Source organism: Nocardia sp. NPDC005825 (assembly GCF_040630175.1).
Classification (GTDB): Bacteria; Actinomycetota; Actinomycetes; order Mycobacteriales; family Mycobacteriaceae; genus Nocardia.
On the sequence record NZ_JBEXXC010000006.1, the window covers coordinates 132,143 to 152,268 of the forward strand.

The window sequence follows — 20,126 nt, forward strand, 5'->3', positions numbered from 1 at the left end:
ACACGATCGGCTTAGACGGGCATACGCCCGACGCGGGTTTCAAGGTGCCGTCATCGCAGTACACGGGCTTGTTGCAGTCGGTGCCGCAGCCGTCGCGGGTGCCGGTGTCGTCGCAGCTGTGGCCGCATTGCTGCTTCTTGGTGTCGCCGCCGCAGTTCTCGGCGACGGCGCATCTCGGTGGATTCGTCGTGGTAGGTGCGACTTTCACCGGCGGGCCGCCCTGGGGTGCGGGCTGCGGGACGGTGGTGGTGATCGGCGCCGGGGCGCTGATTCCCGGGTTGGCCCAACCGATTCCGGCCGGGAGCCCGAGCGCCAGGAGCGCTGCGAGCAGGAGAACAAGGTGTAAGGTCCGGGGTGAAAATCTCACCGCGCGGGCCAGTTTCGCGTGCCGGTCCCCACCAGCACGCCGAGTGGAATTCAGTGAAGTATTCATTCGGCGTGACCTCGCTTGTTCGATGGTAAGGCCAACCGCGCCCCCGCCGCCCTGTCTATCGCTGTGGCGATCACACCCGTTCACACTCGGGACCGACCGGTCCGCTGGGTCTCGGGTACCGCGCCCTACGATGGCGATGACCGACTGGGACGCTCCATCGCGCCGAGAGGACAATCGTCACCATGCATCGAGCCGCGCCTGTGAGCGATATCGACGAGTCCGCGCTCCAGGTCACCGCTCCGAAGACCGAGGCGGCCGGAGTCAAGGCGGTCACCGTCGCGCTGGAGCGCGCGGTCGAGGAGATGGGCGTGGTGCGCACGGCGCGCACGCTGGCCCGGCTGAATCAGCGCCACGGCTTCGACTGTCCGGGATGCGCCTGGCCGGAACCGACCGGTCGGCGTCGCCCCGCCGAGTTCTGCGAGAACGGCGCGAAGGCCGTCGCCGAGGAGGCGACCCTGCGCACGGTCACCCCCGAATTCTTCGCCACCCACTCGGTCGCCGACCTGGCCGCCAAGTCCGGCTACTGGCTCGGCCAGCAGGGCCGCCTCACCCATCCGATGGTGCTGCGCGAGGGCGACACCCACTACTCCCCCATCGCCTGGGACGACGCCTACCGCCTGATCGCCGACGCCCTGCGCGACCTGGACTCCCCCGACGAGGCCGTCTTCTACACCTCCGGCCGCACCGCCAACGAGACCGCCTTCCTCTACCAGCTGCTGGTCCGCGCCTACGGCACCAACAATCTGCCCGACTGCTCGAACATGTGCCACGAATCCTCGGGCACCGCCCTGGTCAGCTCGATCGGCATCGGCAAGGGCTCGGTCACCATCGACGACTTCACCAAGGCCGACCTGATCATCGTGGCCGGCCAGAACCCGGGCACCAACCACCCGCGCATGCTGTCGGCGCTGGGTGAGGCGAAGGCGCACGGCGCGACCGTGATCGCGGTCAACCCGCTGCCCGAGACCGGCCTCATCGGATTCAAGGACCCGCAGACCGTCAAGGGCTTCACCGGCGGCATCAGCATCGCCGACGACTTCCTGCAGATCCGCCTGGGCGGCGATATGGCCCTGTTCCAGGGCCTGGCCAAGCTGCTGTTCGACGCCGAGGACCGCGCCCCCGGCACCGTGGTGGACCGCGCCTTCGTGGACGCGCACACCGCGGGCTTCGCCGACTACGAGAAGCACATGCGCGCCGTCGATCTCGACACGGTCGTCGAAGCCACCGGGCTGACCCGCGAAGACCTCGACCGCACCGCGACCCTGCTGGCCGAGTCGAAGTCGACCATCATCTGCTGGGCCATGGGACTGACCCAGCAGGTGCACGGCGTCGCCACCATCGAGGAAGCCACCAATCTCCTGCTGCTGCGCGGCATGATCGGCAAGCCCGGCGCGGGCGTGTGCCCGGTGCGCGGCCACTCCAATGTGCAGGGCGACCGCACCATGGGCATCTGGGAGAAGATGCCCGAACCGTTCCTGGCCGCCCTGGACCGCGAATTCGGCATCACCAGCCCCCGCACCCACGGCCTCGACACCGTGAACGCCATCCGCGCCATGCGCGACGGCCGCGGCAAGGTGTTCTTCGGCATGGGCGGCAATTTCGTCTCCGCCACCCCCGACACCGAGGTCACCGAGGCCGCGCTGCGCACCTGCGCGCTCACCGTGCAGGTTTCGACGAAACTCAACCGCAGCCATGTGGTGCACGGACGCACCGCACTGATCCTGCCGACCCTGGGCCGCACCGACGAGGACGTCCAGGGCGGTGTGCGCCAACAGGTTTCGGTCGAGGACTCCATGTCCATGGTGCACCTGTCGACCGGCCGCCTGACCCCGGTCGGTGACCAGCTGCGCAGCGAGGTCGCCATCGTGTGCGAGCTCGCCCAGGAGCTGTTCGGACCCGAGCACGCGATCCCGTGGGGCGCGTTCCGCCGCGACTACGACCGGATCCGCGACGCCATCGCGCGGGTCGTGCCCGGCTGCGCCGACTACAACGCGAAGGTGCGCGGCCGCAACGGATTCCAGCTCCCGCACCCGCCCCGCGACGCCCGCGAGTTCCGCACCACCACCGGCAAGGCCAATTTCGCGGTCAACGACCTGCACTGGCTACCCGTCCCCGCGGACCGCCTCATCCTGCAGACCCTGCGCAGCCACGACCAGTACAACACCACCATCTACGGCCTCGACGACCGCTACCGCGGCATCCACAACGGCCGCCGGGTGGTGCTGGTCAACCCCGCCGACATCACCGCGCTCGGATTCGCCGAGGGCGACCTGGTGGACGTCGTCTCCGAGTTCGAGGACGGCACCGAGCGCAGCGTCGCCGGGTTCCGGCTGGTCGGCTACCCGACCCCGCGCGGCAATGCCGCCGCCTACTATCCGGAGACCAACCCCCTGATCCCCCTGGACCACGTGGCGAAACGCTCCAACACGCCCGTCTCCAAGGCCGTCACCGTCTGTTTCGAACCGCACACCCACGTCACCGCATGAACCGGGGCCCCGCATGAGCCGAGTCACCGCACGCCGCCGCACGCTGCGCATCTCCCCGAACGGCACCATCACCCGGCCCGACACCCTGGCCGTCGAGGAGCCCCTGGAGATCCGCACCGGCGGGCAGTCACTGACGGTCACCATGCGGACCCCGGGCGCGGACATCGATCTGGTGCACGGCTTCCTCTACGCCGAGGGCGTCATCGACACGGCCGAGGACATCGTCAGCGCCCGCTACTGCGCGGGCACCGACGAGAACGGACAGAACACCTACAACGTCCTCGACATCCAGCTGCGCAATCCGGTTCCGATCCAGCCCAGGCCGTTCCTGACCAACAGTTCGTGCGGCCTGTGCGGGAAGACGGCCCTGGACGAGGTCCGGACCCGGATCCGCCACGAGATCCCGGCGGGCGCGCCCCGCATCGACGTGCACACCCTGGCCAAGCTCCCGGCCGAACTCCGTTCCCGCCAGCAGGTTTTCGACGCCACCGGCGGCCTGCACGGCGCGGGCCTGTTCACCGCGGACGGCGAGGCCGTGGCGGTGCGCGAGGACATCGGCCGGCACAATGCCGTGGACAAGCTGGTCGGCTGGGCCCTGCGCGAGAATCGGCTCCCCGCAAGCGATCTCATCCTGATGGTGAGCGGCCGCGCCTCCTTCGAACTGATCCAGAAGGCCGTGATGGCGGGTATTCCGGTGCTGGGCGCGGTGTCGGCCCCCAGCTCGCTGGCGGTGGATCTGGCCGCCGATTCCGGCCTGACCCTGGTCGGTTTCCTGCGCGGGGAAACCATGAACATCTACACCGGCGAGGACCGCATCGCACTGTGATGCCCGCGGTGTTCCACAGGGTGAGGCAGCGGGGTCCTTTCCGCCGCTCCGGCTGCTAGTCTCCGCAATAGAACACGTTTCAATTCTGATGGGAGAACCCCTATGGCAGCGCAGCCCCGGGATGTCGTGGAGCAGTACGTCAAGCTGGTCGCGACCGGCCCGACCTCGGCGATCCTCGACCTGTACGCCGAGGACGCCGTGATCGAGGACCCGATCGGCAGCCCCGAACGTCGTGGCCACGAGGCCATCGGCGAGCTGTACAAGGCGCTGGAGAACCTCGAGCGCGAGACCGAGCTGCACACCGTCAAGGTGGCCGGCAACCACGTCGCGGCCCACTTCACCCTGGTCACCGTGTCCAACGGGCACCGCATGACCCTGGCGCCCATCGACGTGATGGAGCTGAACGACGAAGGCAAGATCATCAAGATGCGCGCCTACTGGGGTCAGGACGACCTGAAGATGGAGCAGATCTAGCCACGGGCTTGCCCCTCACCCCCGCCCGAATTACGGTGACAGCACAGTGATTCGGCGAGGGTGGGAGGGCCTGTGCGGATCTCGTTGCGCGGCACCGGTGACGGGGTGCGGATCAGCATGCGGCTGGAGATCAACCGGCGGCGCTGGATCGCCCTGCTCATCATGCTGGGGGTGCTCACCGCGACCGGCCTGATCACCGGACTGTGGGCGGTGATCGCCCCCGAATCGTTCTACGACAGCTATCCGGGATTCGGGCTGCACTGGGTGCGCGCCGACGGTCCCTACAACCACCATCTGGCCGCCGACGTGGGGGCCTTCTTCCTCGCGCTGGGCGCCGTCTCCGCCGCCGCGCTCTACTACCGCGACAGCGTCATCGCCCGGGTCTCCGGACTGGGCTGGCTGGTCTTCGGCCTGCCGCACTTCCTGTACCACGCCTTCCACCGGCCGGACGCGCTCAGCGGCCTCAGCTACGGGCTGTCGCTCTTCGCGGCCCTGCTGCTCCCGGCGCTCGGCCTGGCCGTCCTGCTGGTCGCCCCGCGCGAGCGGTTCCCGGTCCCGGAACCGGCCCCCTTCACGTTCAAATTCCCCCGCCGCGGCAACACCGCCCAGCGATGAATTCCCCGTGGTCGCGTCGTCGTAACAGGTGACCCGAACGCACCGATTTTCGGAGTAGCGGAGTAAAGGTTCAACGGCGAACCACGGAGGATCAACGGCGATTCTCGACACGGGCACAGTCGGCTCACCCCGACCGTCACCGACTCCACGGCGATCCGGAAACGGACGAGCCCACAGTAGAAAACACCAACGAACGGTCGGTCACCCAGTTCGTCCCCGTGGACGGCGCCTGCCAGGCCCTGGATGCACCGGAGGAAGTTCCGAGCGGGGGTTCGCGCACGGCGGCTGGTCAGCGCCCGGCGCAGCGACCTACGACGACTTCTCCGCCGACCGACCCATAGCGGCACAAAAGAACCGGCTCCGCGAGAGGAATCTCGCGGAGCCGGTTTCGTTCGGGTCGGGCTACGCCGACTTCTCGCGACGCTCCGGGGCGGAGCGCTTGCGCGGCACGATGGTCGGCAGCACGTTGTCGTTCACCGTGTCGGCGTTGACGACCACCTTGGCCACGTCATCCCGGCTGGGGATGTCGTACATGACCGGGAGGAGGACCTCCTCCATGATGGCGCGCAGACCGCGGGCGCCGGTGCCGCGCAGGATCGCCTGATCCGCAACGGCTTCCAGGGCGTCCTGGGTGAACTCCAGATCCACGCCGTCCATCTCGAACAGGCGCACGTACTGCTTCACCAGGGCGTTCTTCGGCTCGGCCAGAATCCGGACCAGGGATTCCTTGTCCAGGTTGGTGACCGAGGCGACGACGGGCAGACGGCCGATGAACTCGGGGATCAGACCGAACTTGATCAGATCCTCGGGCATGACCTCGGCGAAGTGGTCGGCGGTGTCGATCTCGGCCTTGGACCGGACCTCCGCGCCGAAACCGATGCCGCGCTTGCCGACCCGGTCCTGCACGATGCGCTCCAGGCCCGCGAACGCGCCCGCCACGATGAACAGCACGTTCGTGGTGTCGATCTGGATGAATTCCTGGTGCGGGTGCTTGCGGCCGCCCTGCGGCGGCACCGAGGCCTGGGTGCCTTCCAGGATCTTCAGCAGTGCCTGCTGCACGCCCTCACCGGAGACGTCACGGGTGATGGACGGGTTCTCCGACTTGCGGGCGATCTTGTCGACCTCGTCGATGTAGATGATGCCCGTCTCGGCGCGCTTGACGTCGTAGTCGGCGGCCTGGATCAGCTTGAGCAGGATGTTCTCGACATCCTCACCGACATAGCCGGCCTCGGTCAGCGCGGTGGCGTCGGCGATGGCGAACGGCACGTTCAGCATCTTCGCCAGCGTCTGCGCCAGGTAGGTCTTGCCGCAGCCGGTGGGGCCGAGCATCAGGATGTTGGACTTGGCCAGCTCGACCGGTTCACCCCGCGAGTCGCGGCCCTTGTCGCCGGCCTGAATACGCTTGTAGTGGTTGTAGACCGCCACCGCCAGCGTCCGCTTCGCGGAATCCTGCCCGATCACGTACTGCTCCAGGAAGTCCCGGATTTCCGCGGGCTTGGGCAGTTCGTCGAGCTTGACCTCGCTGGACTCGGCGAGCTCTTCCTCGATGATCTCGTTGCACAGGTCGATGCACTCGTCGCAGATGTACACCCCCGGTCCCGCAATGAGCTTCTTGACCTGCTTCTGGCTCTTTCCGCAGAACGAGCACTTCAACAGATCGCCGCCATCACCGATGCGCGCCATCTCCTGGGTCCCTACTTCCTTGTCCGCGTGCAACCATCTGTCCCCGGTTGCCGGCGAGCTGCCTTCTTCGAGCGTATGCCGCGACCCCTGAATTTGCGGATCCGGCAATTCGGCTGTGTATCCAAGTTCGAACCAAAAGCAGAGCCGACAACCACGAGCAAAGGTCCCTAGAGTGACCGTACCCGTTTCGCGTGACCGAGGTCGACAACTTGGGCACGTTTCTCGCCGGACATGTGCGTGGACTCACCTCTGCCCGGGTGGCGGGGACGTTCGCGGCACGCCGCGACCCCGCCACCCGCCCAGCTCACTTCTGGGCGCTGAGCTTGCGGTACTCGAACACCGTGTCCACGATCCCGTAGCCCTTCGCCTCTTCGGCGGTGAGGATCTTGTCGCGGTCGGTGTCCTTGCGGATGACGTCCGAGTCCTTGCCGGTGTGGCGAGCCAGCGTGGTCTCCATGAGGCGACGCATGCGCTCGATCTCGGCGGCCTGGATCTCCAGGTCGGAGACCTGGCCCTGGATGCCGCCCGAGGTGGACGGCTGGTGGATCAGGATGCGGGCGTTGGGCAGTGCGGCGCGCTTGCCGGGGGCGCCGGCCGCGAGGATGACCGCGGCGGCCGAGGCGGCCTGGCCCAGGCAGACGGTCGCGACGTCGGCGCGCACGTACTGCATGGTGTCGTAGATGGCCATCAGCGCGGTGAACGAGCCGCCGGGCGAGTTGATGTACATGGTGATGTCGCGGTCCGGGTCCTGGGACTCGAGCACCAGCAGCTGCGCCATGATGTCGTTGGCGGAGACATCGTCGACCTGGTTGCCCAGGAAGATGATTCGCTCCTCGAACAGCTTGTTGTACGGGTCGGAGGTCTTGACGCCGAAGCTCGTCTGCTCGGTGAACTGCGGCAGGATGTAGCGCGACTGCGGCAGGTTACCGGCGGCGGCGAAGGTGATGCCCGCGGCCCGCGGATCGATCATGTTGGACATAAACGTCTCTCCAAAGTCTGTGTGGTGGGCTGCGGAACTACTTGCTGCTGCTGCCGTTCGCCTGGCTGGCGTGGGTGACCACATGGTCGATGAAGCCGTAGTCGAGCGCCTCGGCGGCGGTGAACCAGCGGTCGCGGTCGGCATCGGCGGTGACCTGCTCGATGGACTTGCCGGTGTGCTGGGACTGCAGCTCGTTCAGCTCACGCTTGGTGTAGGCGAACTGCTCGGCCTGGATCGCGATGTCGGCGGCCGAACCACCGAGACCGGCCGACGGCTGGTGCATCATGATCCGCGCGTGCGGCAGCGCGTAGCGCTTGCCCTTGGTGCCCGCGGCGAGCAGGAACTGGCCCATGGAGGCGGCCAGGCCCATGCCGACGGTGCGGATGTCGCATTCGGCGAACTGCATGGTGTCGTAGATGGCCATGCCGGCGGTCACCGAACCACCCGGGGAGTTGATGTAGAGCGAGATGTCCTTGGTCGGGTCCTCGGCCGTCAGCAGCAGGATCTGCGCGCACAGCTTGTTGGCGATGTCGTCGTCGACCTGAGTGCCCAGGAAGATGATGCGCTCGCGCAGCAGGCGCTCGTACACCGAATCACTGAGGTTCAGACCAGCAGTCGCGGATGTCATGCGCACCCCTGCCTGATGAATTGTCACGGATACCTGCCCTCTCTCAACGGCTCGGTTAACAAGCCCCTACTGATTCGCTGACACAAACCCTAACGAAGCAGGGCGGTACCGAACTCCCGGTACCGCCCTGCTTCGCTCACAGCGCAAACTTACGTCAACGCTTCGCGTTCCGGTGTACGGGGGTTCTCGGGGGTGTCACCCCGAGAACCCCCGTACACAGGGGTGAGATGAAATTCTTTACTTGGCCTCGGCCTCGGCGGCCTCGGTGGCGTCGGCGACGGTCGCCAGCTCCTCGGCGGAGACCTCCTCGGCCTCTTCGGCCGGGTTGCCGAACATCTCGGCGGTGTCCACGGTGTTGCCGGCGGTGTCGGTGACGGCGGCCTGGACCACGACACCGGCGAGGGCCTTGCCGCGACGCACGTCGGCGAAGACGGCGCCGAGCTGACCGGCCTGCTGGATCTGCTGGATGAACTGGTCCGGGCTCATGCCGTAGCGCTGCGCCTGGAAGATGATCCGCTCGTACAGCTCGTCCTGGCCGACCTGGGTGTTCTCGGCCTCGGCGACGGCGTCCAGCAGCAGCTGGGTCTTGACCGACTTCTCGGCGGCCTGCTTGGTGTCGGCCTTGAACTCCTCGAGCGAGGAGCCCTGCGCCTCGAGCGCCTCGGCCAGCTTGGCCTCGTCGTGGTCGAAGCCGTGGACGGCGTCGTGCTCGACGGCGTCGATCTCGGCCTTGACGACGCCCTCGGGCAGCGGGATCTCGACGGTCTCGAGCAGCTGCTCGAGCACCTTGTCGCGGATCTCGCCGGCCTGGGTGACCTTCTTGACGCGCTCGACGCGGGTCTTGAGGTCTTCCTTCAGCTCGTCGATGGTGTCGAACTCGCTGGCCAGCTGGGCGAACTCGTCGTCGGCCTCGGGCAGCTCGCGCTCCTTGACCGACTGCACGGTCACGGTGATGACGGCTTCCTTGCCCGCGTGCTCACCGGCGACCAGCTTGGAAGTGAAGTCCTTGGACTCGCTCTCCTTGAGGCCGATCAGGGTCTCGTCCAGGCCCTCGATGAGCTGGCCGGAGCCGACCTCGTGGGACAGGCCGGTGGTGGAGGCCTCCTCGACGGCCTCGCCGTCGACGGTGGCGGACAGGTCGATGGAGACGAAGTCGCCGTTCTCGATGGCCCGCTCGACCGCGGTCAGGGTGCCGAAGCGCTGACGCAGCGACTGCAGCTGCTCGTCGATGTCGGCGTCGGTGATCTCGATCGGGTCGACGGTGACGGCGACGGCCGAGAAGTCCGGCAGAGTGATCTCCGGGCGGATGTCGACCTCGGCGGTGAAGGCCAGCTCCTGGCCGTCCTCGATCTTGGTGATCTCGATCTCCGGCTGACCGATGACCTTCACCTCGGTCTCGATCACGGCTTCGCTGTAGCGCTTGGGCAGCACGTCGTTGACGACCTGCTCCAGCACGGCGCCACGGCCGACGCGGGCCTCGAGAAGCTTGGCCGGCGCCTTGCCCGGACGGAAGCCGGGGATACGGATCTGCTGCGCGAGAGCCTTGTAGGCGCGGTCGAAGTCCGGCTTGAGCTCCTCGAAGGGCACCTCGACATTGATGCGGACCCGAGTCGGGCTCAGCTGCTCGACGGTGCTCTTCACGGACATGCTCCTTGTTCGTTGTTCATGGTTGACGTCTAGGTTCCCCCCGAACGCATCCCGACCAGGTTAGTTGACGGCCCGGGGGGCCGTGTAACCGGTCGTCGCGCAGGGGGTGCCCGATTACTGCGCAGGGCACCGGGACGGCCGGTCGGTGGACCGGTCGCCCTGGTACTCGGGGTTTTGTGTCAGCTACCGACCTTGACGGCGTCGGTCACGAAGACCAGCGTCTCGCCCGGCTTCATGCCGCTCGGCGGGCGGTCGCCGTAGCCGAGGGCGGGCGGGATGATGAGCAGCCGGCGGCTGCCCTCCTGGATCCCGACCAGGCCCTGGTCCCAGCCCTTGATGACCTGGCCCGCGCCCAGCGTGAGGGGCAGCGGCTTGCCGCGGTCGAAGGAGCTGTCAAGCTTCTTCTGGTTGGACCAGGTGATCAGCGTGTAGTTGGTGCTCAGCTTGTCCCCGGCCTTGGCCTCGGGGCCACTGCCCACGACCAGGTCCTTGGTGATGAGCTCCTTGGGCGGATCGCAGTCGGCGGGCAGCGTGATGGTCGGCGCGGTGCCGAAGCCGCCGTCCACCTTGATGTCCTCGGCGGTGCACTCGCGGCCCTTGCTCGCGGCCGTGGTGGCGGCCGCGCTGGTCGAGGCAGCGGCGGCGGTCGTCGTCGTGGTCGACGACGCCTTGTTGTCGCTGCTGCCGCCGCAACCGGCCGCCAGCATCGTGGCGGCCGCGACCGCACCGATCACACCGACCTTGCCCACCAAGCGCATTCCCGCTCCTGTCCGTCAGTCCGGTTGTCGCACAGATTGCGACGCCGCGCCGAACCTACACGGCTTCGGGCGGTCGAGCCGGTCGGGGCGCGCCCGCAAGGCTTTCGGCGGCGCGCCGGGCGCGGTCAGCGGGCGCTGACGAGGACGGAGTACTGGGCCGCGGCCATGTGGTGGACGGCCGATTCGCTGGGGCCGGACACCGTAGCCAGATAGCGACCGTCCAGTACAAGGCAGGTGTATGCGGTGCTCGACTCGGCATCGGCATCGGCATCGCGCAGGCAGACAGCTTCCGGAACGCCGTCGGGCGCGGATACGACGGTTCGGGTGGCGGTCGGCTCCGAGAGCCGCTGAAAGGCGTGCCGTGCGCTGACCGCGTCGGAAAAACGCAGCAGCCGTGTGGAATCCGTGACGGCCGCGGCCTGCACCGCGAGGCTGTTCTCACCGGGACGGTCGATCAGCAGCCCGGCGACGACCGGGCCGTAGACGACTCCGGTGGCGCGCCGCGGCCCGCCCCAGCCCGCGATGAGGCCGTATTCGTCCTGGAACAGCCTGGGATACGGCCAGTGTCCGGGCTCGGCGGGCAGCAGCCGCGACAGCATGCCGTCCGGGTCGAGGGTCAGCGCCGGGAGCGCTTCGGGCGCGGTGGCCGTGAAGGCGTCCAGCCGTGGGAGTTCCGCGTCGAAGGCGCGAGTGGCGAGGGTCTTCATGGCGGCGCGGTCGGTGGCCGGATCGACGATGAAGAGGCTCACGACGTACGGGCCGTGGGCGAGCGTCACGGCCATGGTCGGAACCCTCGGACGCCAATGCCCGTGTGTCGCGAAGTATTCGGTGAACGGGACCGTGACATTGTCGCGGTTGACCGCGGCGTCGGCGGCGTCGATCTCGCGGGCGGTGTCGATGGCCGCCATCGGGTCGCGCATGCGCAGCACCGTGATCCGCAGTCCGGTGGCCGCGCCCTCGGTCGGGCTGCCGCTCGGGTCGTCGGTGCCGCCGATGCTGAATCCGGCCAGCATGCCGTGCGCGGTGAGGGTCGGCCGGGTCGCCTCGGCGAGGATGCCGACCGCGTCCGTCGGCGTCGGCACCGGGATGGCCGAGAGCCGGGACAGGACGGGGTCGATGTCGCGCGGCGAGACGACGGCGTCGGCCATGCGCACCGATTCCAGCAGCCGCGCATAGGTTTCGCCGGTATCCCGGGGCGCCGCCAGTGGCCGTCCGCTGTAGCCGCCCAGATCCAGGGAGCGCAGTTCCGGTGTGGCCGCGCGCGGTGCGCCCGCGATGGCGCAGGCGCTGACCAGCACCGCGACGGACACCAGTGGAATTCGCCCGGCCTTCCCCCGCCGGTTCGCCGGATCACCTCGGTGCATACCGCCACCCCCGTAGCCGCTTGATTTCCGAGTGTGGGCGCACCGATTACCCGCGGCAACCGGTTATCGGGACATCGCGACCGGTCCGTGACAATTCGGGCCCGCCGCAACGGCTTCCGTAGACGGAAAATTGTTTGCGACCACCCCTGGCCTACGGGAGCATCTCAGGATGCTGTTGACGATCTCTTGTACGCGCCCCACGGGAGCCGAGTGGCCCGCCACCGATCTGGGGTACCTGCTGCACAAGAATCCTTCGCGCAGACAGACTTTCGAGCAGTCCTACGGTGTCGCGCACGTCCTCTACCCGGAGGCGAGCGACGACCGTTGCACCGCGGCGCTCCTGCTGGAGATCGACCCGGTTCGGTTGGTTCGCGGAAAAACCAAGGGCACACCGGACTTCAGCCTCGGCCAGTACGTCAACGACCGGCCGTACGCGGCGTCGTCGCTGCTGTCCGTGGCGATCTCGACCGTGTTCGGCACCGCGCTGCACGGCCGCTGCGCCCAGCGCCCCGAGCTGGCCGAGACGCCTCTGGACCTGCGGCTCGAACTTCCGGCGGTCCCGTGCAAGGGCGGACCCGAGTACGCCGAGCGTGTCTTCGCGCCGCTCGGCTGGACGGTCGTGGCCACTCCCCTGCCGTTGGATCCGGCCTTTCCGGAGTGGGGCGACTCCCACTACGTCCGTATCGAACTCACCGGCACGCTGCGCCTGGCGGACGCGCTGGCCCATCTGTACGTCCTGCTCCCCGTCCTCGACGGCAGCAAGCACTACTGGCTGGACGCCGCCGAGATCGACAAACTCCTGCGCTTCGGCGAGGGCTGGCTCACCGGCCACCCGGAACGCGAGTGGATCACCCGCCGGTATCTGACGCGCCGCCACACCCTGGTCCGCACCGCCTTGGCCCGTCTGGCCGAACTCGACGACGCGGCCCCGGAAGAGCTCGACGCGATCGAGACGGACGACGACGCGGCCGAGGCGGACTCCGCGGCCGAAGCGCCGAGCGATGCCGCCGCCGGAATCGGTGACGCCGCGACCGCTGCCGAATCAGCCGAGGCCGGGGAGCGCGCCCCGTCGCTGGCGGTGCTGCGACGCGCCGCCGTGCATCGGGCCGTGCTGGCGACCGGGGCGAGCCGGGTGCTCGATCTCGGATGCGGTCAGGGTGCGCTGCTGCTGGAGCTGGCGGCGGATCGGGCGTTCGGCGAGATCGTCGGCATCGATGTGTCGATGCGGGAGTTGAAGATCGCGGCACGACGGGTGCGGCGGCTGCCGGAGTGGCAGGCGCGGCGGGTCACGGTCCGGCAGGGCGCGCTGACCTACACCGACGCCTCCCTGCACGGGTACGACGCGGCGGTGCTCATGGAGGTGATCGAGCATGTGGACGCGACCCGGTTGCGGGCGCTGGAGCAGGCGGTGTTCGGGGCGGCGGCCCCGGGCGCGGTGGTCGTGACCACGCCGAACAGCGAGTTCAATGTCCGCTACGACGGTCTGGCCGCGGGTGCGTTCCGGCATTCGGATCACCGATTCGAGTGGACCAGGGCAGAATTCGCGGACTGGGCACACCGGGTCGGTGCGGCGCACGGGTACGCCGTGCGCTTCGAGCCGGTGGGACCCGTGGATGCGGAAGTGGGGGCCTCGACACAGATGGCTGTGTTCACCAGGAACAACGGGTTCACCGAGAACCACGGCGGCGACGAGAGGGGAGCCGCGTAATGGCGGAACTGTCCATCCCGGCGCTGTCGCTGGTCGTCTTGATCGGCAGCAGCGGTTCGGGCAAGTCCACGTTCGCGCACAAGCATTTCCGGTCGACGGCGGTGCTGTCCTCGGACGCCTATCGCGGTCTGGTCAGCGATGACGAGGCCGATCAGTCGGCCACCGCGGCCGCGTTCGAGTTGCTGCACCATGTGGCGGGCGTACGGTTGCGGCGCGGGCTGCGCACGGTCATCGACGCCACCAATGTGCAGCCCAAGGCGCGGCAGTCGCTGGTGGAGCTGGCGCGCGCCCACGACGTGCTGCCGGTGGCGATCGTGCTGGATGTGCCCGAGAACGTCTGCGTGCAGCGCAATGCCCAGCGCGTGGATCGCGCGGATCTGGGCCCGCACGTGGTCGGCCGCCACCAGCGGGATCTGAAACGCTCGCTGAAGTTCCTGGAGCGCGAGGGTTTCCGCACCGTGCACGTGCTGCGCGGCGTGGCGGAGGTCGAGGCGGCGACCATCCGCGACGAACGGCTGTGGAACGACAAGACCGATCTCACCGGCCCGTTCGACGTGATCGGCGACGTGCACGGCTGCCGGAGCGAACTGGAGACGCTGCTCGGCGAGCTCGGCTACGTCCTGACCCGCGACGACGCGGATCGCCCGGTGGACGCCCGCCACCCCGACGGCCGCACCGCGGTGTTCGTCGGCGACCTGGTCGACCGCGGACCCGACACCCCGGGCGTGCTGCGCCTGGTGATGGGCATGGTGGCGTCCGGGAACGCCCTGTGCGTCACCGGCAACCACGAGTTCAAACTGGTGCGCGCCCTCGACGGCCGCCGCGTCAGCGTGCAGCACGGCCTGGCCGAGTCGCTGGCGCAGCTGGAGGCCGAGGATGCCGAATTCCGCAAGGCCGCACAGGAGTTCATGCGCGGTCTGGTCAGCCACTATGTGCTCGACGGCGGCGACCTGGTGGTCGCGCACGCCGGTCTGAAGGAGGAGTATCAGGGCCGCACCTCCGGCCGAGTGCGCGAGTTCGCCATGTACGGCGAATCCACCGGCGAGACCGACGAATACGGGCTGCCGGTGCGCTACCCGTGGGCCAACGACTACCGCGGCAAGGCGCTGGTGCTCTACGGCCACACGCCGATGACCGAACTGGTGTGGGTGAACAACACCCTGTGCCTGGACACCGGCGCCGTGTTCGGCGGCCGGCTGACCGCGCTGCGCTACCCGGAGCGGGAACCGGTATCGGTTGCCGCCGAACAGGTCTGGTTCGAGCCGGTGCGCCCGTTGCAGGCCGCGACCTTCGCCACGGGCGAGGCCGTGGTGCGGCGGGATCCGGGCGTGCTGGACCTGGACGACGTGCTGGGCCGCCGGGTGGTGGAGACCCGCCACCTGGGCCGGGTCACCGTGCGGGAGGACGCCGCGAGCGCCGCGCTCGAGGTGATGAGCCGCTTCGCCGTGGATCCGCGCTGGCTGGTGTACCTGCCGCCGACCATGTCCCCGTGCGCCACCTCCACCCTGGACGGCTTTCTCGAGCACCCGGCCCAGGCCTTCGAGTACTACCGCTCCGAGGGCGTGGACACCGTGGTGTGCGAGGAGAAGCACATGGGTTCGCGTGCGGTGGTGGCGGTTTCGCGGTCGGCCCGGGCGGCCCGGGACCGGTTCGGGGTGGAGGACGGCAGCACGGGCGCGGTGTACACCCGCACCGGCCGCCCCTTCTTCGACGATCCGGAGCGGACCGAGACCCTGCTCGCCCGGGTGCGCGCGGCGGCCGAAACCGCCGGGCTGTTCGAGGAATTGGGCACCGACTGGCTGCTGCTGGACACCGAGCTGCTGCCGTGGTCGGCCAAGGCGCTGGGGCTGTTGCGCTCCCAGTACGCGGCGGTCGGCGCGGCGGCCCGCGCCTCCCTCGCCGACGCTGCGTCCGTCTTGGCGGCCGCGGCCGAAAGAGGCGTGGAGGTAGGCGATCTCGCCGCGCGCACCACCGCGCGCCTCGAGGACGCCGACGCCTTCACCGCCGCCTACGGCCGCTACTGCTGGCCCACCGACGGCCTGGAGGGCGTGCGTCTGGCCCCGTTCCAGCTGCTGGCCGCCTCCGGCGCGAATTACGCCGGGCGCGAACACACCTGGCACCTGGAGCGCATCGACCGCCTGATCGCGGCCGACCCGGAGTTCTTCACCGCGACGGCCCGCCGCGTGGTGGATCTGTCCGCCCCGGAGGCCGAGGCCGCCGCGACGGCCTGGTGGACAGAGATGACCGCGGCCGGCGGCGAGGGCATGGTGGTCAAGCCGCTGGGCTCGCTGGTGTCCGGCGCCGGCACCCGCAGCGGCAGGCCGGTGCAGCCGGGCGTGAAATGCCGTGGGCCGGAATACCTCCGGATCATCTACGGCCCGGAGTACCTGCGCCCGGATCAGCTGGACCGGCTGCGGCAGCGCGGGCTCGGCGGCAAGCGGTCCATGGCCCTGCGTGAGTACGCGCTGGGTCTGGAGGCCCTGGACCGGTTCGTCGCCCGGGAGCCGCTGTGGCGGGTCCACGAGGCGGTGTTCGCGATCCTCGCGCTCGAGACCGAGCCGGTCGACCCGCGACTGTGAGTGGCGTCGCGTGGCACGCATCCGCGTGCCACGCGACGTGCTCAGCCGAGTTGGTCGCGCAGGCGGTCCAGGTAGGGCCGCTGCCCCTTGCCGAGTTTCTCGTGCGCGGTGTCGAGGTCGAACCAGTCGGCGCGGTCGATCTCCGGGAATTCCGCCATGCGCCCGGAGCGCGGGGGCCATTCCATTTCGAAAGTCCCGGGCACGACCCGCGCCGGGTCGAGATCGGCTTCCACGGCCCAGACCGTCAGTTGTTTCTTGCCCCGGCCACTCCCGTATTCCACGTCGCCGAGGGCGATCCACTCACCGTCGGGCACCGGTAATCCGAGTTCTTCGTCGAATTCGCGCCCGGCGGCCTCGCGCGCGGATTCCTCGTCGGGCTCGTATTCGCCCTTGGGGATGGACCAGGCGGAGGCGTCCTTCTTCGCCCACAGCGGGCCGCCCATGTGCCCGAGCAGCACTTCGAGGCCGGTGGTGCGGCGGAAGAGCAGGACTCCGGCGCTGTATCTGAGGCTCATGCAGACGAGTTTGCCGAATCGGCGGCGCGGGCACACTTCGGGCACTGTGTCGGGCACACTTCGGGCACTATGTTGAGCCACATTGCGGCAATCCGGATGTTAGGGATCATTTCCCGATAACGGACGAATAATTCGCAGCGTGGCTTCTTGCGCCCGAAACCTGCTCGGCACCATCGAATTCCATTAAGCTCCTGGGTTCGTATCGCCCTACATCTGTTGACGGATTGGATACCGCATGCAGTTCCGTACCGCCGCCGCGGCTACCACCCTGGTGATCGGAGCTTTTGCCACCCCGGCAGTCCTACCCCTGGCAACCGTCCCGGCGAACGCCCAGCCCGCCGACGCCCTCGGCCTCTCCTACTCGACCAAGCTGGTGAACGGCGCGGTGGTCACCACCCTCAAGGGCGGCACCTTCGAGCTGACTCAGAGTCCGGACGTCGTGACCGTGAAGGACGGCGACGGCACAGTGCTGCTGACGCTGCCCCTGGCATTCCATCTGGGGCAGACCGATATCCCGGTCAAGCCGGAGGTGCAGAAGGACGGCACCGTCCTGTCCCTCACCCCCGACAAGCCCGCCGGAGTGTCGCTGTCGCAGCCGCTGGCCGTGAAACCCGTTGCCTCGCAACTGGAGAACGACCGCGCCATGAACAACTTCAGCAGCCAGTTCGGCCTGGCCACCACCATCGGCGCCTTCGTCGGCACCGCCATCGGCGCGACCATCGGCTGCGTGGCCACCCTGTGGGCGGGCTGTCTCCCGGGCTTCATGACCGGCGCGACCGTGGGCGGCATCATCGGCTCGATCGCCGTGGGCGGCCCCGTCCTCATCGCCGACGGCATCGACCTGCTCACCACCATGCAGGCGGCCGACGGCACCACCAAGTGGGCCGACAAGACCATGCCCGCACCGACTCCGGCCCAGCCCGCCGAGCCCACCCAACCCGCCAACTGACCGTCCGGCCGGGAAGGCCGATACCGCCGTCCGTCGACGGGGTGCGTGACTAGACCCGCAGCCCGTCGACCAGGGCCAGCACCGCGGGTTCGGTTCGGGCGCGGGCGGATTCGGGGTCGTCGGAGTTGGCGATGAACATGGCGGCCTCGCCGAGGGCGGACAGGATCATCAGCGACAGCGGCCGGATGTCGAGGTCGGCGCGCAGCTGCCCGGCCTGGATGCCGGATTGCAGGCCCGCGACGATCAAGCCGAGGCCGTACTTCTCGTCGACCTCACGCCACTCCTGCCAGCCCAGCACCGCGGGGGCGTCGATGAGGGTGATGCGGACGCGTTCGGGGTCGACGCAGGAGAGCAGGAAGTTGTGCAGGCCCGCCTCGAGCACAGCCATGGCGTCGGTGGGCGGAGCCTCGGCCATGGTCTCGGCGATCTGTTGCAGGATCGCCTGCTGTTCCTGCTCGTAGACCGCGCGGAACAGGTCCTTCTTGTCCTTGAACTGGTGGTACAGCGCGCCGCGGGAGCTGCCCGCCCGCTCCACGATCTCGGGCGTGCCGACCGCGGCGTACCCGCGTTCGGCGAACAGTTCGCGCGCCGCGGCCATCAGGTTCGCGCGGGTCGACTCGGATCGTTCGGCTTGCCTGATCATCGACGCCTTTCTGAGCGGGGTAGGTGGATCGTAACGCCGAACCATTGAAAACAGGCAGCCTGTTTGTTAGTTTGAAAAGGTCTTCACCATCTCCACTCCAGAGGGAGTCCTACAGATGACGAACACCTTCTCCCCCCAATCCCCCGCGGCCTGGCGCGATCCGGCACTGGGCGCCCGCCGCGAACTCGCGCTCCCGCAGGGCACGCTGCCCGTCTTCGACAGCGGCAGTGGCGATCCCATCGTTTTCGTGCACGGACTGCTGGTCAACGCCAACCTGTGGCGCAAGATCATCCCCGCCTTCTCCGGCGAATACCGCTGCGTGGCAATCGATCTCCCGTTCGGCTCACACACCACGCCCATGCCCGACGCGGACCTGACCCCGCCCGGCCTGGCCGAACTGGTCATCGCCGCCATCGAGGAGCTCGATCTGGGCCCGGTCACCCTGGTGGGCAACGACTCCGGCGGCGCGGTCAGCCAGCTGGTGCTCGCCGCCCGCCCCGATCTCGTCGCCCGGCTGGTGCTGACCTCCTGCGACGCGTACGAGAACTTCCCGCCGTCGTTCTTCGACTACCTGGGCCTGGCGGCCCGCACCCCGGGCGCGCTCACCTCGCTGGCCGCGACCATGCGGCTGCGGCCCATCCGCCGCCTGCCCATCGCCTACGGCTGGCTGGCCCGCCGCCCGATCGACCGCGCGGCCAGCGACTCCTACGCGCTACCGGTCGGTGCGAAGGGCATTCGCGCGGACGTCCGGCGCGCGATCACCGGTCTTGATCGCCGGTACACCCTGTCCGCCGCACGGACTTTCGCGGACTTCAAGAACCCGGTGCTGCTGGCCTGGTCGGCGGGTGACCGCTTCTTCCCGGAGCGGTACGCCGAGCGGATGGCCGTCGACTTCCCGGACGCGCGGATCGAGTGGATCCACGATTCGGGCACCTACTCGCCCGAGGATCAGCCCGAACAGCTGATCCAGGCGATCCGGATCTTCCTGAACGATCAGAAGTCGCCGCCGTCGAATCCGCCGAAGTCGCCGAAATCGGTGCCGCCGCCGAAGTCCTGACCACCGAAGTCCTGGGTGCCGGGGTCGTAACCGCCCTGGTCATAGCCACCCTGGTCGTAGGAGCCCTGATCCGAGCCGCCGTCGGCATATCCGCCGTCGGCGGCGTCGAGGCCGTCCTGATAGCCGTCGCCGTAACCGCTTTCGAAGGCGGCCGCGTCATAACCGACGCCGGACATGCCGCTGAACAGGGCATTGAACAGTAGTGCGGACCCGACGCCCCAGGCGCCGGCGACGAGGGCGGTCTTCCACCACGGTTCGGAGTACCAACCGGCAGGTACCGGCCGGCCCGCGACCCGGCCACCCGGGTAATAGTTCGGCGTGGCCGGCGACGGCGTGGGCGAGGCCTCGACCCGGCGCCCCTCGAATTCGATGGCCCGATCCTCGGTCACCCGGCCGGCCGTGCGCTGCCCGTCCAGTTCGGGCACGGCCGGGCCCGGATCCATTCCCATGGCGGTGCGGGCCGCGCGCACGTAGTAGAGCCCTTCGAGCGCCGTCTCTTTCGCGAGCCGCGCCTGCGCGGCGGTCCCGGCCTGCTCGATCTGCGCGCCCGCGGCGTTGAACCGCTCCCCCGCGTCGGCGAGCGCCTGCTTGGACGCGTCGTCACCGCCGGTGAGGTTGTAGACCTGGCCGCCGAGGCGCTCGATCACCCGGCGCGCGTCCGCCTTGGCGTCGGCCAGCTCGGTCCCGGCCCGCGAGCGTTGCCCGCGATTGACCGCGACCACGGCCAGCAGCACGACGACGATGATCAGGAGAAGAACGGCGACGGTAGACACGCGACCAGC

General features: G+C 68.9%; 17 protein-coding genes. 8 read left to right on the forward strand and 9 right to left on the reverse strand.

The features are described from left to right. The first annotated feature begins 615 nt into the window (after positions 1 to 615). The 4 genes from ABZ382_RS18415 to ABZ382_RS18430 all read left to right on the forward strand — a co-directional run bounded on the left by ABZ382_RS18415 (position 616) and on the right by ABZ382_RS18430 (position 4,834). Positions 616 to 2,919 (forward strand): FdhF/YdeP family oxidoreductase, encoded by a 2,304-nt coding sequence (locus tag ABZ382_RS18415; protein WP_357090231.1) that lies wholly within the window; start codon positions 616 to 618, stop codon positions 2,917 to 2,919. A gap of 13 nt (positions 2,920 to 2,932) precedes the next feature. After that, on the forward strand, positions 2,933 to 3,745 hold the full coding sequence (gene fdhD / locus ABZ382_RS18420) for a formate dehydrogenase accessory sulfurtransferase FdhD (protein WP_357090233.1): 813 nt from the start codon (positions 2,933 to 2,935) through the stop codon (positions 3,743 to 3,745). Between the two features lie 102 nt (positions 3,746 to 3,847). Further along, complete coding sequence (locus ABZ382_RS18425) at positions 3,848 to 4,219, forward strand: nuclear transport factor 2 family protein (protein ID WP_357090235.1); 372 nt, start codon at positions 3,848 to 3,850, stop codon at positions 4,217 to 4,219. A 72-nt stretch (positions 4,220 to 4,291) separates the two neighbouring features. Continuing rightward, positions 4,292 to 4,834 (forward strand): hypothetical protein, encoded by a 543-nt coding sequence (locus ABZ382_RS18430; protein ID WP_357090237.1) that lies wholly within the window; start codon positions 4,292 to 4,294, stop codon positions 4,832 to 4,834. Between the two features lie 402 nt (positions 4,835 to 5,236). Here the strand turns inward: ABZ382_RS18430 and clpX are convergent, their stop codons facing one another. The 6 genes from clpX to ABZ382_RS18460 all read right to left on the reverse strand — a co-directional run bounded on the left by clpX (position 5,237) and on the right by ABZ382_RS18460 (position 11,893). Further along, positions 5,237 to 6,517, reverse strand: a complete 1,281-nt coding sequence (gene clpX, locus ABZ382_RS18435; protein WP_357090239.1) for an ATP-dependent Clp protease ATP-binding subunit ClpX — start codon at positions 6,515 to 6,517, stop codon at positions 5,237 to 5,239. A 304-nt stretch (positions 6,518 to 6,821) separates the two neighbouring features. Further along, positions 6,822 to 7,496, reverse strand: coding sequence for an ATP-dependent Clp protease proteolytic subunit (locus ABZ382_RS18440; protein ID WP_357090241.1), 675 nt, complete (start codon positions 7,494 to 7,496; stop codon positions 6,822 to 6,824). Positions 7,497 to 7,533: 37 nt separating this feature from the next. Next, the gene (locus ABZ382_RS18445) at positions 7,534 to 8,124 is read right to left on the reverse strand and encodes an ATP-dependent Clp protease proteolytic subunit (RefSeq protein ID WP_357090243.1); all 591 of its coding nucleotides are present in this window, start codon (positions 8,122 to 8,124) and stop codon (positions 7,534 to 7,536) included. 237 nt (positions 8,125 to 8,361) lie between these two features. After that, a complete protein-coding gene (gene tig / locus ABZ382_RS18450; protein WP_357090245.1) occupies positions 8,362 to 9,765 on the reverse strand; it encodes a trigger factor in 1,404 nt (467 codons plus the stop codon). A 185-nt stretch (positions 9,766 to 9,950) separates the two neighbouring features. Beyond that, positions 9,951 to 10,529 (reverse strand): FKBP-type peptidyl-prolyl cis-trans isomerase, encoded by a 579-nt coding sequence (locus ABZ382_RS18455; protein WP_357090247.1) that lies wholly within the window; start codon positions 10,527 to 10,529, stop codon positions 9,951 to 9,953. A gap of 125 nt (positions 10,530 to 10,654) precedes the next feature. After that, a complete protein-coding gene (locus ABZ382_RS18460; RefSeq protein WP_357090249.1) occupies positions 10,655 to 11,893 on the reverse strand; it encodes a hypothetical protein in 1,239 nt (412 codons plus the stop codon). A gap of 169 nt (positions 11,894 to 12,062) precedes the next feature. On the opposite strand from ABZ382_RS18460, the gene ABZ382_RS18465 reads away from it, so the two are divergent. Then, entirely contained in the window at positions 12,063 to 13,601 is a 1,539-nt protein-coding gene (locus tag ABZ382_RS18465; RefSeq protein ID WP_357090251.1) for a 3' terminal RNA ribose 2'-O-methyltransferase Hen1, read from the forward strand. Further along, complete coding sequence (locus tag ABZ382_RS18470; RefSeq protein WP_357090253.1) at positions 13,601 to 16,180, forward strand: polynucleotide kinase-phosphatase; 2,580 nt, start codon at positions 13,601 to 13,603, stop codon at positions 16,178 to 16,180. The genes ABZ382_RS18465 and ABZ382_RS18470 overlap by 1 nt, the downstream gene beginning before the upstream one ends. A gap of 41 nt (positions 16,181 to 16,221) precedes the next feature. On the opposite strand, the gene ABZ382_RS18475 is transcribed toward ABZ382_RS18470, so the two are convergent. Continuing rightward, on the reverse strand, positions 16,222 to 16,695 hold the full coding sequence (locus ABZ382_RS18475; RefSeq protein WP_357090255.1) for an NUDIX domain-containing protein: 474 nt from the start codon (positions 16,693 to 16,695) through the stop codon (positions 16,222 to 16,224). Between the two features lie 235 nt (positions 16,696 to 16,930). Here ABZ382_RS18475 and ABZ382_RS18480 point away from each other — a divergent pair, with 235 nt between their 5' ends. Further along, positions 16,931 to 17,644 (forward strand): hypothetical protein, encoded by a 714-nt coding sequence (locus tag ABZ382_RS18480; protein WP_357090257.1) that lies wholly within the window; start codon positions 16,931 to 16,933, stop codon positions 17,642 to 17,644. Between the two features lie 49 nt (positions 17,645 to 17,693). Here the strand turns inward: ABZ382_RS18480 and ABZ382_RS18485 are convergent, their stop codons facing one another. Further along, positions 17,694 to 18,287: a TetR/AcrR family transcriptional regulator gene (locus ABZ382_RS18485; protein WP_357090259.1), complete on the reverse strand. Its 594-nt coding sequence runs from the start codon at positions 18,285 to 18,287 to the stop codon at positions 17,694 to 17,696. A 115-nt stretch (positions 18,288 to 18,402) separates the two neighbouring features. On the opposite strand from ABZ382_RS18485, the gene ABZ382_RS18490 reads away from it, so the two are divergent. Beyond that, on the forward strand, positions 18,403 to 19,344 hold the full coding sequence (locus tag ABZ382_RS18490) for an alpha/beta hydrolase (protein WP_357090261.1): 942 nt from the start codon (positions 18,403 to 18,405) through the stop codon (positions 19,342 to 19,344). On the opposite strand, the gene ABZ382_RS18495 is transcribed toward ABZ382_RS18490, so the two are convergent. Beyond that, on the reverse strand, positions 19,281 to 20,117 hold the full coding sequence (locus ABZ382_RS18495) for a DUF1542 domain-containing protein (protein WP_357090263.1): 837 nt from the start codon (positions 20,115 to 20,117) through the stop codon (positions 19,281 to 19,283). The two genes, ABZ382_RS18490 and ABZ382_RS18495, sit on opposite strands and share 64 nt — an antisense overlap. Between the last annotated feature and the right edge of the window lie 9 nt (positions 20,118 to 20,126).

What these genes read in the sequence shown, in the direction of transcription:
- ABZ382_RS18415 (WP_357090231.1), top strand. Translation starts at nt 616, where the DNA reads ATGCATCGAGCCGCGCCTGTGAGCGATATCGACGAGTCCGCGCTCCAG.
- fdhD (WP_357090233.1), top strand. Translation starts at nt 2,933, where the DNA reads ATGAGCCGAGTCACCGCACGCCGCCGCACGCTGCGCATCTCCCCGAAC.
- ABZ382_RS18425 (WP_357090235.1), top strand. Translation starts at nt 3,848, where the DNA reads ATGGCAGCGCAGCCCCGGGATGTCGTGGAGCAGTACGTCAAGCTGGTC.
- clpX (WP_357090239.1), bottom strand. Translation starts at nt 6,517, where the DNA reads ATGGCGCGCATCGGTGATGGCGGCGATCTGTTGAAGTGCTCGTTCTGC.
- ABZ382_RS18440 (WP_357090241.1), bottom strand. Translation starts at nt 7,496, where the DNA reads ATGTCCAACATGATCGATCCGCGGGCCGCGGGCATCACCTTCGCCGCC.
- ABZ382_RS18445 (WP_357090243.1), bottom strand. Translation starts at nt 8,124, where the DNA reads ATGACATCCGCGACTGCTGGTCTGAACCTCAGTGATTCGGTGTACGAG.
- ABZ382_RS18455 (WP_357090247.1), bottom strand. Translation starts at nt 10,529, where the DNA reads ATGCGCTTGGTGGGCAAGGTCGGTGTGATCGGTGCGGTCGCGGCCGCC.
- ABZ382_RS18460 (WP_357090249.1), bottom strand. Translation starts at nt 11,893, where the DNA reads ATGCACCGAGGTGATCCGGCGAACCGGCGGGGGAAGGCCGGGCGAATT.
- ABZ382_RS18465 (WP_357090251.1), top strand. Translation starts at nt 12,063, where the DNA reads ATGCTGTTGACGATCTCTTGTACGCGCCCCACGGGAGCCGAGTGGCCC.
- ABZ382_RS18470 (WP_357090253.1), top strand. Translation starts at nt 13,601, where the DNA reads ATGGCGGAACTGTCCATCCCGGCGCTGTCGCTGGTCGTCTTGATCGGC.
- ABZ382_RS18475 (WP_357090255.1), bottom strand. Translation starts at nt 16,695, where the DNA reads ATGAGCCTCAGATACAGCGCCGGAGTCCTGCTCTTCCGCCGCACCACC.
- ABZ382_RS18480 (WP_357090257.1), top strand. Translation starts at nt 16,931, where the DNA reads ATGCAGTTCCGTACCGCCGCCGCGGCTACCACCCTGGTGATCGGAGCT.
- ABZ382_RS18485 (WP_357090259.1), bottom strand. Translation starts at nt 18,287, where the DNA reads ATGATCAGGCAAGCCGAACGATCCGAGTCGACCCGCGCGAACCTGATG.
- ABZ382_RS18490 (WP_357090261.1), top strand. Translation starts at nt 18,403, where the DNA reads ATGACGAACACCTTCTCCCCCCAATCCCCCGCGGCCTGGCGCGATCCG.